Genomic DNA, 17,089 nt, shown 5'->3' with positions numbered 1-17,089 from the left:
CTGAGTGCACCCGACGAGCATCCGCTTCCCGTCGAACTTCGGGGCGACCGCATGGATCGATGACGAGTCCCGGACGAGGGCATACCACTCTGAACTGTCCGAAACTACAGCCCCGCAAAGATCACACAACTCGGCGTCTCGGGCTGTTCCGGTCTTTCCCGGCCGCGGCGCGTCTTGACGTCCACGCAGATCGTCGGCTGGTACGTCCGTGGTTGCCGTTGAGCGCGGAAGCTCGCTCTCGGTCCGTGCCTGCGAACCGTCGCAGTCACGGACCGACGATTTTGTCGATCGCTCCTGGGAGTGACGGTGCTTTGGGCCGATCTGTTCCGAGGTGGGCCGCCGCTTCCCTCGGTCCCGCAAGGGCTGCGGGAAACCAAACATCGACTTACTGTCCTATTTACTTCTAGAACAGAAATTCCACGCTTTATCAGCTCCTCCCGCCGCCCATGATGGCAGTGACCACTGCAGCAACGAAGGGTGTTTCATGGCTGATTGGGTGAAGGTTGCAGGCAGCCTCACGGCGATCTCGGCGGGGTCCAGGACGACGGTGTGGGGGGTGAACGCGGCGAGCGCCGTCTACCGGTACACCAACTTTGACGGCAATCCCTGGATCAACATCCCCGGGGGGCTGAGCGACATCGGCGCCGCGGCGGACGGCACGGTGTGGGGGGTCAACAGTGGCAACCAGATCTACCGGTACCACGGGGACCAGGACGGCGTGAACCCGTGGAAGGGCATCCCCGGCAGCCTGGTCCGCATCGACGCGGGCTCCCGCACGAGCGTGTGGGGGGTGGACTCCGCCGGCGCCGTTTACCGGTACACCAACTACGACGCCAACCCCTGGGTGAAGGTCCCCGGGGGGCTGAGCGACATCGGCGCCGGCGCGGACGGCACGGTGTGGGGGGTTAACAGCAGCAACCAGGTCTACCGGTACACCGGGGACCAGGACGCCTCAAACCCGTGGGTGGGCGTCCCCGGCAGCCTCAAGCGCATCGCGGTGGGCTCCCGGACGAACGTGTGGGGCGTCGACCCCGCCGGCAGTATCTACCGGTACACCAACAACGACGCCAGCGGCACCAACCCGTGGATCAAGATCCCCGGCACCGCCACCGACATCGCAGCTGGCGCCGACGGCAACGCGTGGCACATCAACAGCGCCGGCGACATCTACCGCTACACCGGCGACCAGCCCAGCTGACACCTGCCGCCCGAGCGTGCGGGCTCTCGGCCGAGATGGCTGGGAGCCCGCACCGACGTCCGGGGCGTTCGGGCGTCCGCCTTCCTGACCCGCGGTTGTGCGTGAGCCAGGATTCGAATGGAGCCGTTTTCGCCTGCTGTCGGGGCAGTTTGGGTGTGCCGAAGGCTTGAACCTGGAGCCGGTGAGTGCGTGCTTCTGATCCGCGCACCGCGGCGAACAGAACACCGCATCCGATCGGCGGTCGACGCCGGCCGCCCACCGGCCCCGCACTCCAGGCACTCCACCTCGCCGGTGCCACCCTGAACGGCCGCCAACCGCTTACGCAACCGTCGTTCCCGACGCCACTGCCTGGAGCGACACACCGACGAACGGAACTCCGCCCCGGGCCGGGTTCCCGGCCTCAGCCGCTCGCCGCAGCGCCGGCAGATCCGTTCCCCCGACCGACCGGCGTCCTCGGACACCAGGCCAGCGTAGGACTCCAGGCGACTCAGAATTCGGCTTCAGAAACACGCACTCAGCTTGTTCTTTATCTTCGGGGCGGTCGGCGTACAAGATCATGTACTTAGCTGGGTGCAGGCGGCATACGCAGGGGCTGCCGCCACCCTGAAGGGTGGGCTTTGCCGGAGTCAGTCAGCGGTCTTGTAGACCCCACACAGGGAACAGGCCATCCCACTTCTATGCGCGGCGTGCGCGACCTCCGTTGATGTGGTCGATCTGTTCGAGGAGAACGGCATTCAGCTGTGCACGCGCGGCCCTGACCCGCTCCAGGGCATCCAGAATCTCGCGACGTACCGGGACTTCCTGCCGGGCAGGGCTCTGCAGGACTTCGGCACGGACTTCGCGGGTCGCCTCTCGCAACCGGCCCAGGAGTTGGGACAGGGCTGCGGAGGTCGAACCGTTTACATTGGCCGCTTCCGGACGGCCAGGGGGAGCCTGGACCAAAGGGATGCCGTGTGGTGGCGTGTCCTGCGATTCGAGCCAAAGACCACTGTGAGCGAGGGCGTGCCCAGCCTCGGTAGCCTCTGCGCTGACTCGGTCGATGCTCTCATCGAATCGGTCGACGTCCACAGGACGGTGGGCTTCCAGATCTTGGACAGTGCGCTCCAGCGCATCGACCCATGCTCGACCCGTGGTCCGCATCTTCAGCAGCCGAGTGATCTCTGTTTCCCTTCGACGAGTCTGCTCCTCACTCGTCCTCTGCTCTGACTGGCGCCGATGCAGAAGTGCCGGGCCGTAGACCGTCGCGAGGCCGGCAATTCCAGCTCCCCCCAGCGCCCCGAGCAGTCCGTACAACGCGCCGTTGTCGCTCATGCCCCGACTCCCTCGGATCTCCGCCTGTACGCATGCCATCTCGATCACCGTTGCCCCCCTCGGCCGGACGGGGGAAGCCTGAACCCTTGCCTGAGCATGTACCCAGCTCTGCAGATGAACCCGTGCCTTGAAACGGGCTCGAATAAGTCTCGAACTTGAGGCCCTTTTGCCTAGTTCGTCGAGCACGTAGGGCGGCCTTCACGCGATCGTGTGCCAAGTCGAGTAGGCATCTGGACCGTGCGAAGGCCGTGGCATGAGTGTGCTCTTATCCGGGCTCAGAAAGGAGGCGTTGGCGCAAGCGTCACGCTTCCGGGGTGAGTTCTACGCGTGCTTGTCCGCCCGACGGGATGAGCTGTTCGAGCTCACCGGCGCGGTGCTGTGCGTGGACGGCCCGGTGGTCTCGCCGGTCGATCTGACGATGGTGCCCGAACACCGCCGTGGGCACGGAGCGTTGTACGGGGCCCTCAACCGCGGCGGGATCGACATCGAGCGGTTGCGGACCCTGCTGGCCGGGCTGCCGCTGCCCCGATTCGAGGGGTGGCGCCTGGTGCTGGCGGTCGACGTGTCGCCATGGTTGCGGTCGGACGCACCGTGCTCGGCGGACAGGCTGTTCTGCCATGTCTACGGGCGGGCGAAGTCCGCGTCGCAGTTCATCCCGGGCTGGCCGTACTCCTTCGTCGCCGTCCTGGAGCCCGGCGCCACGTCATGGACCGGGATCCTGGACGTGGTCCGGATCGGGCCCGAGGACGACGCGACCGCGATCACTGCCGCCCAGATCAGGGCAGTGGCCGAGCGGCTCGTCGCGGCCGGCCAATGGCAGTCCGGGGACCCGGACATCACGATCGTCATGGACGCCGGCTATGAGGTCACCCGTCTGGCCTGGGTACTGCGGATCTTCCCGTTGAACTGGTCGGCCGGATCCGCAGCGACCGAGTGATGCGCCTGCCGAAGCCGCCCCGCATCTACGACCCCAAGGGCGGGTGCCCGCCCAAGCACGGCCCGGAGTTCCGCTTCACCAAGCCCCAGACCTGGCCCGAACCGGCGATCACCACGGCCACCGACACCGTGAACTACGGCAAGGCCGAAGCCCAGGCGGGGGACCGGGTCCACCCGAGGCTGACCCACCGCTCGGCCTGGCTGGAGCACGACGGCGAACTCCCCATCGTCGAGGGCACCCTGGTCCGCCTCAAGGCCGACCACCTGTCGAAAGACCGGGAGGCCCCGCCGGTGTGGTTGTGGTCCTCGAAAACCGGCGCCGTCCCAGCAGACGTGGACGTGTGGTGGCAGGTGTTCCTCAGGAGATTCGATCTCGAGCACACCTTCCGGTTCGGAAAGCACGCAGGAGCTCCAGCACACTGCGGCCGGCGGCACGCGCTGCCCACGCGACGCTTGCGCACACCTCGGCGGACTCCTGCCAGGTGGCGTCGGGTTCACGCAGGTCGGCGGTCAGCTGATCCGGGCACTGGTCCCTGCAGCAGCCGTGGGTGGCGCGGTCCTTGGCGCGCAGCAGGGCCAGAGACCGGACCGGGCCGCGCGGCGGACGGGGAGTGTCACCGGCCACCGCTGGCGCCGTTGACGTGGACGAGCTGGTTGAGGTGGTGAGTCCAGCACCAGCCGCAGTCGATCACGTCACCCGCGGTGGAGATCTGAGGCAGCAGGCAGTCTCCAGGGCCCGCAGGTAGATCAGGCAGTTGGCGCACCGGCGGGAGATGTGGACGAGGTAGCGGGGTGGGCGGTGAGGTAGGGCGCTCGCCGCCGTTGGGGCCGTACAGGCGCCAGCCGACCTCGTCGGTCGGGGTGTGCCAGGAGGAGGTGGCCACCTTTAAGAGGAGGTGACCACCTTCAAGGAGTCGCCCCACAGCTCCCGGCCCGCCACGCCCTTGAGGACGGCGACCTGGTCGCCGGAGCGGAAGTGGGCGGGGGTGATGTCCCGCTCAGGGACCAGGGTATCGCCGGGAACGCAGGGCGGTCAGGAGATGGGGGTGGGCACAGCGGGTCCTTCCACGGACGGCACGGGGGCGGCGGGAGGACCAATACTCCGAACGACCCCGTTTCGCCAACCGAGGATCGTCGGCTGGATAGAGGTCCGGCCTACCGGAACGGATTCTCCGTGCCACGGTTGCTGTCGGTCGCTGTTGGTCGCTGCTTCGAGGAGTTCCAGCAGGTCAGCGCCGGCGGTGTCCCGCTGGTCGATCAATGGCGGCGCGTCGGCCGGGTTCAGGATCCGAGCGTTGCGATCTCCTCGGCCGTGTCGGGCCCCGACGCCATTGTTTCCGGCTTCACGGCCCCGCCCGGGGACTCGCGGACCAAGCGACATCCCCTCATGCCTTCGGCTCGAACAAGGCGGAAGTTTGTCCGAAAATGGGTCGCTCCAGTGATCAATCCTTTGTACGGTCAGGAAAATTCCGAACGGGAAGATCTTCATGATTCGTCGTGTCTCACTGGCAGCCGCCGCGTGTGAGGCCGTTGGTTTCTCGCTTGTCACTGTTCCGGCTCATGCGGCCGGAGCCGAGGCGACGCCCACCCGCGCGTCGCAGAAGGTGATGTCAGGGTCGGACCATGTCAAGTGCACCAGCTTGAGTAAGGGGCAGCTCTGCATCGTCATGAACAGTCGGCCCCAGTCCATCGATGTCATCTACACCAAAAAGGGTGGCGCGAACATCAAGGCGCAACTCGGGTATCGCATGAACGGTTCGTCGTCGTACGCCGGGCTGGAGACCATCAGTGACGGCGACCGGGCCGCCAACACCTGGAAGATGAGCTGGCCCTGCAAGAGCGCCGTTGGCCTGCTCAAGGTCCAGGGGCAAGGGACCTTCGAAACCCCGGCGGCGACGTTCCCGGGCTGCTGATGAGGTAGCACAGGGCAACAAAGGGAAGTGAGTTGGGGAGCAAGGCGGAGGATCGTCCTCGTGCTGGGCGTACTCGGGCGGCTCCGACAACCCAGCGAGGCGCCGTAGCTGTTGTCGCGACCCCGAGAAGATCGGCCGGACAGGCCAGCACACGCCACCGACAACACCACCCGAAAGGGGCCCGCCACGAGCGGGCCCCTTTCCGGGCCACATCGCGTGGCAGTTCGTCCTCTCGTACGGCGTGCCCGGGTTGGGCTGTGCATTGACCCGTCCGGGTGATAGTTGAGTCAAGACGGTGGTGTTCCATTGGCTATTTCGGGTTAATGGTGGTGACCGTTTTCCGGTGGGTTGCCCATCTCTCCGGGGAGAGATGGGCAACCCCTGCGCTGCGCCGCTGCGCCGGTGCGTGGTACGTGTCGCTGTGTCCTCTCTCTGTCCCGGTGTGCAAGCGGTGATCCGGTTCGCGTATTCCGGCGCTGTGCGACGCGGGCCCCGGTGGGAGTTCTTGGGCGGCCCTCTCAGCTGAGAGAGGTTTGCAATGGAATCGATTACGGGTTGGTTGGGAGCTCCGGCGGTAGCCCGCGGGGTTCGGCCGGTTGTACCGGCCAGTGGATCTGAGGTGGCCGCTGTACGGGGGCTTGTGGCCGCGCCGTTCAGTGCGGCCTTCTCCACGGTGACGATCCCGGCGGGCACGACCCCGCTGGCGGTGGCGGTGGCGCCGAACGGCAACGTCTACGTCGGCAACGCCAATTCGGCCAATGTGACGGTGATCAGCAGCACCACGAACACCGTCCTGGCCACTGTCCCCGCCGGCTCAGACCCGGCCATGATTGCGGTGGCGGCGAACGGCAACGTCTACGTCACCAACCAGAGCTCGAACAACGTGACGGTGATCAGCAGCGCCACGAACACCGTCCTGGCCACCGTCCCCGTCGGCGGGGGCCCGTTCGCGCTGGCGGTGGCGCCGAACGGCAACGTCTACGTCGCCAACAGCACTTCCAACAACGTGACGGTGATCAGCAGCGCCACGAACACCGTCCTCGCCACCGTCCCCGTCGGCGCGGTCCCGGACGCGGTGGCGGTGGCGGCGAACGGCAACGTCTACGTCGCCAACCGGAACGCGAACACCGTGACGGTGATCAGCAGCGCCACGAACACCGTCCTGACCACCCTCCCCACCGGTGGTTTCCCGGGCTATGCGGCGGTGGCGCAGAACGGCAACGTCTACATCGCCAACCAGACCTCGAACAACGTGACCGTGATCGACAGTGCCACGAACACCGTCGTGGCCACCGTCCCCGCCGGCACGGTCCCGGGGGTGATCGCGGTGGCGCAGAACGGCAACGTCTACGTCACCAACACCGTTTCGAACAATGTGACGGTGATCAGCAGCACCACGAACACCGTCCTGGCCACCGTTCCCACCGGCGGGGGCCCGTTCGGGGTGGCGGTGGCGCCGACCGGCAACGTCTACGTCGGCAACAGCAATTCCAACAATGTGACGGTGATCAGCAGCACCACGAACACCGTCCTGGCCACCGTCCCCGTCGGCGCGTTCCCGTTCTCGGTGGCGGCGGCGCAGAACAGCAATGTCTACGTCACCAACGCCAATTCGGCCAACGTGACGGAGATTTCGCCGTTGACGGTGACGACCTCGCCGGCGTCGCCGGTGTGCGGGCAACCGGTGACGTTCAACATTTCCGGGGGGACTCCGAACGGGACAGCGATGGTGAACTTCGGGGATGCCAGCCCCACGGTCACCGTCCCTCTGGACGCCACCGGGAGCGGGCAGACCACCCACACCTACACCGCCGGTTCGTTCACCGCGACCGTGAACGGCAACCCCACCACCGTCACCGTGAGCCCCAACCCCACAACGACGGCGCTGTCGGTGACGCCGAACCCCTCCACCTGCGGGCAGAGCGTGACCGTGTGCGCCACCATCACCCCGGCACCAGGCACCACCTCGGTGCCGACCGGTACGGTCACCTTCACCCTCCCCAACAGCCAGACCCAGGTGGTCCCCGTCAACGCCTCGGGGCAGGCCTGCTTCACCACCACCGCCCTGACCACCGGCACCCTCACCGCCGCCTACAGCGGTGACAGCTGCTTCACCAGCTCCACCACCAGCACCCCCGTCACCGTGAACCCCGCCCCCACAACACTGACCGCGCAGCCAGGCACGATCCGGCTCCGGCTGACCCCGCTGCCCGAGTTCTACATCCCCACCCTCAGCGCCACTCTGACGACCACCTCGGGGATGCCGGTGGCCGGTCAGCCGGTGACCTTCACCGCCACCACGCTCTTCGGCCCGGTCAACCTCGGCACCGCCATCACCGACGCCAACGGCACCGCCACCATCCACAACGCCATCGTCCCCGTCTTCGCCATCGGCACCCCCTTCTACACCGCCACCTTCCCAGGCAATGCCTGCTACACCGCCGCCACCGCCCACGGCATCCTGCTGTTCATCCCCCTCCCGGGCTGATCTCACCGGCTCCGAAACCCCCACGTCACCTGGTCTGCTGCGACGGGAGGAACACGCCGTGGCCCAACTGGGCGAGCTGGCAGACCAGTCGAGGGGTTTGGCGACACGTGTGGATTCCGGAGGCGGGGCTCCGGCCGTGACGGCGGCTCCAGCATCGGCACGGTGATCCAGCAGACCACGGCGCAGGAAGGGCGGCAGAAAAACCCGACTCCGCGCTCGCGAGCTGCGCTTGGAGGGTGCCCCAGCGACGCTGATGACGGCAACGACGGCGTACATCGGCTACCCAACGGCCACTCTGACAGCACAGCCTTGAGGAGCGGGAGCCCATGCGTAGGAACTCTCCCGACCCTACTGATCCACAGGGGCATCGCGACGACACCTTGATAGCTCTCTCCGTAGTGAGCGGCAAGATCCAGTGCCGTCAGGCCTCCGACCGAGGCGCCGAGTGCAAAGGGCGAGATTCCAGGCAGCACCGTGCGCACGAACGCGTGCACGAACTCGGCGTGGTCATGAATTGACCTGCATGATCATGATTTGCCGCACAGTCGAGTGGCATGGGAGGCAGCGGCGGGCCACGATGGGCGGCAACTGGAGGTCGCCGTCGGCGTCACCGGGGGTCCAGGCCCAGAGCAAGAAGGGGTTGCCGTCACAGTGATCGACACGGACGAGCTGGCCAGGCGGAACGCCGGATTCGCCGACGGCGGATCGTTCGCTGACCTCAAGCTCATGCCCAGGGGCAGTCTGACGGTCATCGGATGCGTCGACCCTCGTGTCGACCCGTCCGACGTGCTCGGGCTCAAGCTCGGCGAGGCAGCGGTGATCCGCAACGTCGGAGGGCGGGTCACACCTGCGACACTCCGGACGCTGGAGATGCTCTCGAAGGTCGTCCAGGCCCGCACGGGCGGCCCTCGCTCGGGCGACGTCCACTATGCGGTCCTGCACCACACCGACTGCGGGATCACGGACCTGGCCGCGTTCCCCGAGCTGCTGGCCGATTACTTCGAAGTTCCGGCCGGAGACCTGGACGCCAAGGCGGTCACCGACCCGGTCGCCGCCGTCCGCGTCGACGTCGAGATCCTCAAGGGGAAGCTTCCGGCCGGAGTCTTCGTCTCAGGGCTCGTGTACGACGTGGCCACCGGGCTCATCGATGTCGTCGTCCCGCCCGCGCGAGTGGAAGCATGACACCGCGCGGCGCCTGCGACCGGTCCGGCCGGCGCGACCGCCGTGGGCCTGCGGCCTGTACCGGGATCTGCTTCCCCGGCCGGTCGTATCGGCGGGGAGGCGCTTTCTAGCATGTGCGACGATCACGGGCGCTCGGCGGCCGAGGCAGCGTGGTCAGCGCCTCGCGTCGCGGAGGGACCGGCTGTCGACCCGGTGACGCTGCCCGAGGTCGACGAGGTCAGGGTCACGACGATGGTCGACAACACCTTCGACGCCCTGCTGGCCTCTGCCGAAGGGGTCACCCGTGCGTCGATCGGTGCTGGTCGGACCGCCGCGCGGCAGTTCGCCGGCGGCGAGGCCCTCGCGGGGCTGCGTGCCGAGCACGGCTTCTCCGCCCTGGTCACCGTCCAGAGCGGGAAGGCGAGCAGCACGCTGCTGTTCGATACCGGCGCGTCGCCGGACGGGCTGGCGGTGAACGCCGACCGTCTTGGCGTCGATGTCGGCGGCCTGCAGGGCGTCGTACTCAGCCACGGACACTTCGACCACGCGGGCGGCTTCGACGGCCTGGCCCGGCTGCGCGGGCGCTCCGGCCTGCCGCTGACCGTCCATCCCGCGGTCTGGACCCGCCGCCGCCTGGCACTACCCGCCGGCCAGGGTCTGGAGATGCCCACGCTGTCACGGGGTGCCCTGGAACGCGAAGGGTTCGAGGTGATCGAGCGGCGGCAGCCGTCGCTGCTGGCCGGCGGCATCCTGATCACCGGCGAGGTGGACCGGGTCACCGAGTTCGAGCACGGCATGCCGCCGGCACACCAAGCCTGGGACGGGAACGGCTGGCGACACGACCCCGCCGTCATCGACGACCAGGCACTCGTCATCAACGTGCGCAGCCGGGGGCTTGTCATCGTCACCGGGTGCGGTCACGCCGGAGTGGTCAACATCATCCGTCACGCCATGAGGCTGACCGGCGTCAGCAAACTGCTGGCCCTCATCGGCGGCTTCCATCTGAGCGGCCCCGCCTTCGAGCCGGTCATCGGCCCGACGGTGGCCGCGCTCACCGAACTCGCACCCGAGCTGATTGTCCCCGGTCACTGCACCGGCTGGCGTGCCCAGCACACCCTCGCCGCAGCTCTCCCGGACGCATGGGTGCAGACCAGTGTCGGAACCACCTACACACTCAGCGCCCCACAGGCAGGTGATGCCTGATTCCGGCTCAGCAGTCCCGGCTCAACCGGTGTAGCAGGAAGTGCAGCGTCGACGGCACGCGAACGGCCTTCCGGGCGTACCTCGGATGGGCGCCCGGGGAGGTGGAAGCTGGCCGGCTGAGCGTTGTCGACGCGAGTATCCGGGGCCGTAGTAAGTGCCGAAGGTCCACAAGTTGCCCTCCGGATCCCGCACCGTGCACGTACGCCGTCGCGCCCGACCCGAACCGGGTCCCATGCGGCGCTTCGAGAACCTCACCGTCGGCGTCGACCACCCGGCGGTGCACCGCGTCCACCTCGTCACTCACCACGTAGACCGCGCTGGTTCCCGCCCGCATCCGTCCGTGCACGCTGTCCGTGTGCCGGGTCGAACCGCACACCAGCGCACCCCCGCCAGGCCAGCGCAGCTCGGCGTGCCCGAAATACTGCCTCTTCGCCAGTGCGTGTGCTTCAAGCAGTTTCCTGATCTTCAGCAGGGTGCGTGCATGGCTGTGCGACTGTTGCCGAAGAGTACGGCGAGGAGTTCCGCAGCCAGGGTGACCCGTAGGTGGAGCACGGTGGCCAGGACCTGGTCGGGGAAGACGAGCCAGGGCGGGCAGCCATGTCAGGCCCGCTTCCGAGGCGGGACCTCCGAGGAGCCCGGTGCCCGCGGAGCCGGTGCGGCTCCGCGGGCCGCCCCACTGCTGCCGGACGGAGAGGTTCAGGGGGTGTCGTGCACCTGGATGGCGGAGGCCGGGCAGACGGCGGCCGCTTCACGGGTGAGGGCGTGCTGGTCGTGCGGGGGCTCCGGTTCCAGGACGACGACGATTCCGTCCTCGTCGCGTTGGTCGAAGACCTCGGGGGCGATCAGGATGCACTGTCCGGCGCCGCAGCACTTCTCCTCGTCGACGGTGATCTTCATGTGGGGGTCTCCTTCTGTCGGGGGCGTATGTGTGCTGTCGTGCCGTCACCAGCGGACGGGGACCTCGCTGAGGCCCCCGACCAGCAGTCCTTCCAGGCGTTCGAGCTCAGTGGCGGGGATGTCCAGTTCGAGGGAGGGGAGCCTGCGCAGCAGAACTTCGAGGGTGACCTGGAGTTCGGTGCGGGCCAGGGCCTGGCCCAGGCAGGAGTGGGGTCCCGCGCCGAAGGCCAGGTGGGGGTTGGGAGTGCGGGCCAGGTCCATCTCGGCGGCGTTGTCGAAGGCGGTCTCGTCCCGGTTCGCCGCGGCCATGGCGCACACCACCGTGGTGCCGTTGGGGAGGACCTCGCCCCCGATCTCGACGTCCTCGGTGAGGAAACGCCTCAGGCCGAACCCGCCGTTGGCGTCGAAGCGCAGCGCCTCCTCGACGGTGCTGCGAACCAACGAGGGGTTCTCCAACAGCCGCTCCCACCGGGTGCGGTCGGCCAGCAGCGTGGCGACCATCTTGCCGATCATGTTGGCCGTCGTCTCGTGTCCGGCCACCAGCAGAGCGACGCCAGTGCTCAGCAGCTCCCCGTCCGTCAGCGCCTCACCTTCGCCGCTGCTGTCCTCGATCAGGGTGCTGAGCAGGTCGTCGGTGGGCTCGGCGCGTTTGGCGGCGATGTGGCCGGACATGTAGGCCACGAGTTCGCCGACCGCCGTCTGCCGTTCCTGTGCGGAGTACCGGGTGAGGTTGAGGAAGTTGTCGGACCAGTAGGAGAAGCGGTCCCGGTCCTCGGCGGGCACGCCGAGTATGCCGCAGATCACGTAGACCGGCAGCGGGAAGGCGAAGTGCGCCTTGAGGTCGGCGGAGCTGCCGCGCCCGGTCATCTCGTCGAGGAGCTGGTCCGCGATCGCGGCCATCTGGGGCCGCAGGGCGGCCATGCGCTTGGCGGTCAACCACTTGCCCACCAGCCGGCGCCACCGCTGGTGGTCCTCGCCGTGCTTGGGCACGGAGAGGGGCGACTCCGAGGTGTCCGCTGCGGCCGACGTGGTGGCTGTCCCCTGTGAATTCCCGGTTCCGCCGAAGAGGTCCTGCCGGGTGAAGCGGGGGTCCGCCAGCATCTCCCTGACGTCGTCGTAGCGGGTCAGCAGCTTGGCCTGGCTGCCGTCGGGCAGGGTGATGGTGGCCACCGGGCACGTGCCGCGTAGCTCAGTCCATTCGGCGGCAGGCTCCAGCGCGGTCTCGTAGGCGAACGGGTACTGCAGTATCTGCTCGTTCGGGCTCATGTGCTTCTCCTTCACGGGAATTGACGGGAATCGACGGGGACGGGACGTGGGTGCCGCGTACTGGCGGTGACCTCGCACCCGCTTCCCACGCCTGTCTGTGCGTCTGCGGAGGGCTGCCGGGCCTGGTGCGGCGGGTCATGGTGCGGAGCGGACCGTGGTTGTCGGCTGTCCGTTCCGTGGACCGACGAGGTGCTTTTGGCGCAGCAGCCGGGCCTGTTTGGGCATGTTCCAGCCCAGGACGCCGGTCACCTCGCCGTTCTCCCGGTACACAGCGACGAAGCGTCCCTGGGCCGGGTCGCCTTCGGCGATGTGGGTCTCGGCGGCCGGGGTGGGCAGGCCATGCACCTGGAGCTTGGCGTCGTACTGATCGGTCCAGAAGTAGGGCGTCGGAGTGTAGGGGCGTTCGGCGCCGAGGAGGTTCGCCGCGACGGCCTGGGCCTGCTCGGTCGCGTTGGTGCGATTTTCCAGGCGCAGTCGCCTGTTCAGCCCTTCGTGATGCCAGGACGCCGTGTCTCCGACGGCGTAGACACCGGGAGCGGCACGGCAGTAGGCATCGCATTCCACGCCGTCGCCGAGCGCCAGCCCGCTGCCTTCCAGCCATTCGGTGGCCGGCCGCGCCCCGATCGCCACGACGACCGTGTCGGCGCGCAGGACCTCTCCCGAGGCCAGACGGACCCCGCACACCCTGCCCCCGCTGCCGGTCAGGGCCTCGACAGCGACCCCGAGGCGCAGATCCGTCCCCCGCTCGGTGTGGAGACGCGTGAGGAAGCCCCCCACTCTGCCGCCGACCTGACTGCCCAGCAGGACGGACCCGAAGCCCGCGAGCGTGACCTCCACGCCCATGCCACGGGCCGAGGCGGCGATCTCCGCACCCAGCACACCCTCGCCCACCACCACCAGGCGTCGACCGGCCGCCAGGTCACTGCGCAGCGCCAGCGCGTCGTCGAGGGTGCGCATCACATGCACTCCCGCGAGTTCTTCCTGGTCCGGCAATATTCGGGGGCGCAGCCCGGTGGCGATGACCAGCGCATCGCCACGCACCACGCGCCCCGTGGCGGTGGTCACCGCACGCTCTACCGCGTCGCACATGACAGCCGGCTCAGCGCGGATGAACTCCGCCTCCAGCGAGGCGAGATGCTCCTGTGAGCGCAACTGGGTCCGCGACGGTTCCCAGGCGCCGGTCAGCACCTGCTTCGACAACGGCGGGCGGTCATAGGGGAGATGACGTTCGGCGTCGAGGAGGGTCAGCCTTCCCTCGTAGCCCTGACGGCGCAGTGCCTCCGCTGTCGCCAGGCCGGCCGACGAGCCGCCGACGATCACCACCTTGCCGGGGCGGGTCACCACGCCTCGTCCGCGGGGTCCACGGAGCCCAGAGGGGAAGCCGCTCCGGGAAAGGGGCCTCGGTCAGTTCGGTTCCACATGTGAACGCTGCTTTCCTCACTTCATTTCGACAGGGAACTGTGCGGCACGGCCGACGCGCGACGGCACGGGGTTTCACGGGCCTGGGCGGAAGCCCGGTGCCGCAACCTCGATTTGTGCCCGACATCTGTAGGTTAACCGACAGCTGTCGTATTGCAAGCGGCTGTGGACCTTGGGGCTGTGTGAGCGGGGGTGGATGTGCACGCGGATGCGGCGGGTCCGGCGGCTCGGGGTCCGGAGCTCGCGGCGGCAGGGGAGAGGGGGTCTTGGGGCGCAGTGAATGTGCGTCCCCAAGCCCCTCTGCGCAGGCTGATGGGCGAGGGCACACATCAGAGGGAGGGCCCCGTGCCGAACGGGCGGGCGCGGAGCCGGTGGTGTCGCCGTGGGAGGGGCGGAGAGCTGATCGCGGTGCGCGAGGCCGGTGGGGTTACGGCATGAGCGCACGCATCGTTCGCGTGCAACGAGGGGCGCGAGCGGGGTCGCGTAAGGCGGGTCAGGGAGGGGCGGCGCCAGGCAACGGCGGTCTCATCGCCTCACGGGTGTAGCCCGCTCCGGCGCAGGGTTCTCGGTCGGCGGCCCCTGAGGGCGGGGTGCTCAGGCCGGACGGGCGAGTGACGCGGCGACCAGCTGCGGCCAGATCGCGGTGGCGAAGCGTTCCGGCGTCCCGGGGCAGCCGCGGTGGAGCCAGTCTGCGATGGTGCCGAGAAGCGCTCCGGAGACAAAGGCGGCCGCGGAGTCCTCCGTACCGCCATCGGGGTCGGTGAGCCGGGCGGAAAGTCTCGGCCGGATGGATTCCGTCATGCGCTGCAGGAGGTGGTTGATCACCCGGGCGCTGCCATCGGCACCGAGAAGAGCCTCATAGAGCGCGCGATGTTCGGCGACATGGGCGAACACCGCTGTGAGGGAGGGGGACACGTCCTTCTCCGAGGAATCCCCCGTCACCGAGAGCGCCGAGGTGGCGGAGAGCAACTGGTCGAACATCTCCGTGCATGCCGAGGCGGCCAGGTCATGCACGTCTGTGTAGTGCTCGTAGAAAGTCGAGCGGTGTACGTCAGCGCGGCCGGTCACGTCGGAGACCGAGATCTGGCTGAGGTCGCGGTCACCGATCAATTCCAGCAGTGCGGCCTCCATTGCGGTACGGGAGCGGCGGGAGCGGCGGTCACTTTGCTGAGCGGGCACGGAGTCATTGTAGTGTCACCCACACCTGTGGGATACCCGACAAGTGTCGGGTTCATGCGAGACTTCGCCGGAACGGCATCTCCGACGGTTCACGAAACCCGGCCCGTAGCCCCGCACGCCCCCAAAACCCGGCAGTTCTGCCGGCCATCGAGAAGGTGGAAGACATGAGCCAGTCAGTAATCGTCGTCATCGGTGTCGGCGATTCTCCGGCCCAGGGGCGGCCTATACCTTCTCCAAGGAAGCCAACCTGTTGCGCGTGAGGGCCGCGAGCTCCACCTGGGGCACACGGAACGCACGGATCAACTCCGTGAGTCCCGGAGCGATCGCCACCCCCATGGGGCAGGCGGAACTCGCCGGCGAACACGGGGACGTGATGCGAAGGATGATTGCCGCCTCCAACGCCAAGCGAGCCGGAACAGCGGCCGACATCACCGACGCCGTCGCCTTCCTCGTCGGCTCGTCAGCAAGCTTCATCTCCGGCACCGATCTGCTCGTGGACGGTGGCGCCACGGCACTCGCCGCCGGCTGACGTCTGTCCTTGCACGACTGTTCGCCTATCGAGGGGCGATGGCCAAGCGTCTCGGCAGGTACGACCAGGCGAAGGCGGATCTGCTGTTGGCCAGGCGGTATGCCACGGCCGACTGCGAGATCACTGACATCACCTACAACCTGGCCGCCGTTTATGCCTTGGCCGATCGCCACGAGGAGGCGCTTGTTGAGCTGCGTCAATTGCGCAGCCTTGGTGGTATCAGGCTCGTCCGCGGCCACTTGGAACTTTGCCGTGCGATATGTCGTCCATCCTCGATCTTGCAAGGACTTCAGCCGAGGGCTTCGGACGGAGGCCAGGCCGACCTTCACGGCGCCCAGCTCCGGGTGCTCCATGACGTACACCAGCGCTGGGCAGGACAGATCCAGACCCGCGGAGTGCACGGAGCCCAGCCGTCCCCCCCCCCGCGCCTCATCGAGGCTGGGGGTAGACGATGTTCCCGCACCTCGTGCACCTGCTGCGCCACCGGTCACGGGGCCGGCCTGGATACTCCGCCAGCGGCTTGAACCCAGCCTGGCGCATCTCCGGTTCGGTCTCGTCTGCGAGCACCTGTCGCTGCCTATCGGCACGCTGCGTCATTGCACAGGACCGGCATCCACTCTATCCCCGGCAGACATTACTCAAGGTCGGCTGCACGGTTTCGTCGCATTGGAGGCAGCAGCAGCAGGTCCAGGGTGCGGCAGCGCCGGGATACGGGGAAAGCGGTTCGAGGCCAGCTGCGTACATCGCGGCTGCCGCCACAAGGTCGAGCTGTGCTTCACTCCGACCTACGCCTCCTGGGCCAACCCAATCGAGGCCCACTTCGGCCCGCTGCGGCAGTTCACCCTGGCCAACTCCCACCACCGCAGCCACCCGCGCAGACCCGGGCCCTGCACGCCTATCTCCGCTGGCGCAACACCAACGCCCGCCACCCCGACGTGCTCGCCGCCCAGCGCAAGGAACGCGCCCACATCTGCAGGGAGAAAGGTATCCGCTGGGGAGGCCGACCGCTTCCAGCGGCAGTGTGATCAGACAGGAACTTCACATATGAGTTCGAGGCCGTCTTTCTCGTCCCATTGTTCTCCGACCTCGACGAAGCCAAATCCAGAAATCGTGGCCAGGGATGCCGTGTTGTCAGGACTGATCGTCACCCGCACGGTCCTGACTCGGGCTTCTGCAACGGCCCGACGTACCAATGCGGTCAGCATCGCTCTGGCGTAGCCCTGACGACGGTAGAGGGGGATCACCGAATAACCGAGCTCCACCATGCCCGCTTCATCCGGCGGCCCATGGAACCCGGCATAGCCCACGACGGCACCTTCCGGCTCGGCTACCACGATCTGCGTGAGCCACCCCGCGCAACCCGGATCCGAGGTCAGCTGATTGACCCGGTACTGCCACACCCACTTTGCCGTGTCGGTGACGAAGTACTCGGTGAGAGCGACACCTGCTTCCGCACTGGCTTGAGCCAGGTCGTCCTTCAGCAAGGCGACCATGGTCGTGCGCGATAACTCAACGAATCGCACGGACTTCCCCCTCGTGGAGGCTGGGGCCCGACGCTCGGCTTTGTCTGACACAGCGGGAATCTTCGT

12 protein-coding genes and 4 pseudogenes are annotated in these 17,089 nt (G+C 67.9%); 8 read left to right on the top strand and 8 right to left on the bottom strand.

Annotation, left to right across the window (positions count from 1 at the left end):
• Positions 1–484: 484 nt before the first annotated feature.
• The gene (locus V2J85_RS14450; protein ID WP_330821799.1) at positions 485–1,198 is read left to right on the top strand and encodes a tectonin domain-containing protein; all 714 of its coding nucleotides are present in this window, start codon (positions 485–487) and stop codon (positions 1,196–1,198) included.
• A gap of 675 nt (positions 1,199–1,873) precedes the next feature.
• On the opposite strand, the gene V2J85_RS14445 is transcribed toward V2J85_RS14450, so the two are convergent.
• A complete protein-coding gene (locus V2J85_RS14445; protein WP_330821798.1) occupies positions 1,874–2,509 on the bottom strand; it encodes a hypothetical protein in 636 nt (211 codons plus the stop codon).
• A 373-nt stretch (positions 2,510–2,882) separates the two neighbouring features.
• On the opposite strand from V2J85_RS14445, the pseudogene V2J85_RS14440 reads away from it, so the two are divergent.
• A pseudogene (locus V2J85_RS14440) lies at positions 2,883–4,111 on the top strand (transposase).
• Here V2J85_RS14440 and V2J85_RS14435 read toward each other — a convergent pair.
• Positions 4,060–4,329, bottom strand: a complete 270-nt coding sequence (locus V2J85_RS14435) for a hypothetical protein (RefSeq protein WP_330821906.1) — start codon at positions 4,327–4,329, stop codon at positions 4,060–4,062. The pseudogene V2J85_RS14440 and the gene V2J85_RS14435 overlap by 52 nt on opposite strands.
• A 603-nt stretch (positions 4,330–4,932) precedes the next feature.
• Here V2J85_RS14435 and V2J85_RS14430 point away from each other — a divergent pair.
• The 4 genes from V2J85_RS14430 (at position 4,933) to V2J85_RS14415 (ending at position 10,210) form a co-directional block, all read left to right on the top strand.
• The gene (locus V2J85_RS14430) at positions 4,933–5,358 is read left to right on the top strand and encodes a hypothetical protein (RefSeq protein WP_330821797.1); all 426 of its coding nucleotides are present in this window, start codon (positions 4,933–4,935) and stop codon (positions 5,356–5,358) included.
• A gap of 619 nt (positions 5,359–5,977) precedes the next feature.
• Positions 5,978–7,846 (top strand): virginiamycin B lyase family protein, encoded by a 1,869-nt coding sequence (locus V2J85_RS14425; protein ID WP_330821796.1) that lies wholly within the window; start codon positions 5,978–5,980, stop codon positions 7,844–7,846.
• Positions 7,847–8,497: 651 nt separating this feature from the next.
• A complete protein-coding gene (locus tag V2J85_RS14420) occupies positions 8,498–9,028 on the top strand; it encodes a carbonic anhydrase (RefSeq protein WP_330821795.1) in 531 nt (176 codons plus the stop codon).
• A 111-nt stretch (positions 9,029–9,139) separates the two neighbouring features.
• The gene (locus V2J85_RS14415; protein WP_330821794.1) at positions 9,140–10,210 is read left to right on the top strand and encodes an MBL fold metallo-hydrolase; all 1,071 of its coding nucleotides are present in this window, start codon (positions 9,140–9,142) and stop codon (positions 10,208–10,210) included.
• Between the two features lie 433 nt (positions 10,211–10,643).
• Here the strand turns inward: V2J85_RS14415 and V2J85_RS41315 are convergent.
• From V2J85_RS41315 to V2J85_RS14395, 5 genes and pseudogenes are all read right to left on the bottom strand, one after another.
• Positions 10,644–10,807 (bottom strand): annotated as a pseudogene (locus V2J85_RS41315) (ISAzo13 family transposase); the annotation flags it as partial.
• Positions 10,808–10,906: 99 nt separating this feature from the next.
• Complete coding sequence (locus tag V2J85_RS14410; RefSeq protein ID WP_330821793.1) at positions 10,907–11,107, bottom strand: ferredoxin; 201 nt, start codon at positions 11,105–11,107, stop codon at positions 10,907–10,909.
• 45 nt (positions 11,108–11,152) lie between these two features.
• Positions 11,153–12,373: a cytochrome P450 gene (locus V2J85_RS14405; protein ID WP_330821792.1), complete on the bottom strand. Its 1,221-nt coding sequence runs from the start codon at positions 12,371–12,373 to the stop codon at positions 11,153–11,155.
• Positions 12,374–12,508: 135 nt separating this feature from the next.
• The gene (locus V2J85_RS14400) at positions 12,509–13,714 is read right to left on the bottom strand and encodes an NAD(P)/FAD-dependent oxidoreductase (protein ID WP_330821900.1); all 1,206 of its coding nucleotides are present in this window, start codon (positions 13,712–13,714) and stop codon (positions 12,509–12,511) included.
• Between the two features lie 672 nt (positions 13,715–14,386).
• On the bottom strand, positions 14,387–14,923 hold the full coding sequence (locus V2J85_RS14395) for a TetR-like C-terminal domain-containing protein (RefSeq protein ID WP_261958238.1): 537 nt from the start codon (positions 14,921–14,923) through the stop codon (positions 14,387–14,389).
• 268 nt (positions 14,924–15,191) lie between these two features.
• Here V2J85_RS14395 and V2J85_RS14390 point away from each other — a divergent pair.
• Together V2J85_RS14390 and V2J85_RS14385 are read left to right on the top strand one after the other, a co-directional pair.
• Positions 15,192–15,500, top strand: a pseudogene (locus V2J85_RS14390) (SDR family oxidoreductase); the annotation flags it as partial.
• 753 nt (positions 15,501–16,253) lie between these two features.
• A pseudogene (locus V2J85_RS14385) lies at positions 16,254–16,525 on the top strand (IS630 family transposase); the annotation flags it as partial.
• Here the strand turns inward: V2J85_RS14385 and V2J85_RS14380 are convergent.
• On the bottom strand, positions 16,526–16,993 hold the full coding sequence (locus V2J85_RS14380; protein WP_330821899.1) for a GNAT family N-acetyltransferase: 468 nt from the start codon (positions 16,991–16,993) through the stop codon (positions 16,526–16,528).
• Between the last annotated feature and the right edge of the window lie 96 nt (positions 16,994–17,089).

The sequence above is a fragment of the Streptomyces bugieae genome, from assembly GCF_036352915.1.
GTDB lineage: Bacteria > Actinomycetota > Actinomycetes > Streptomycetales > Streptomycetaceae > Streptomyces > Streptomyces endophytica.
Note: the sequence above shows the minus strand (reverse complement) of the source record. Positions and strands in the feature narration are given on the sequence as shown.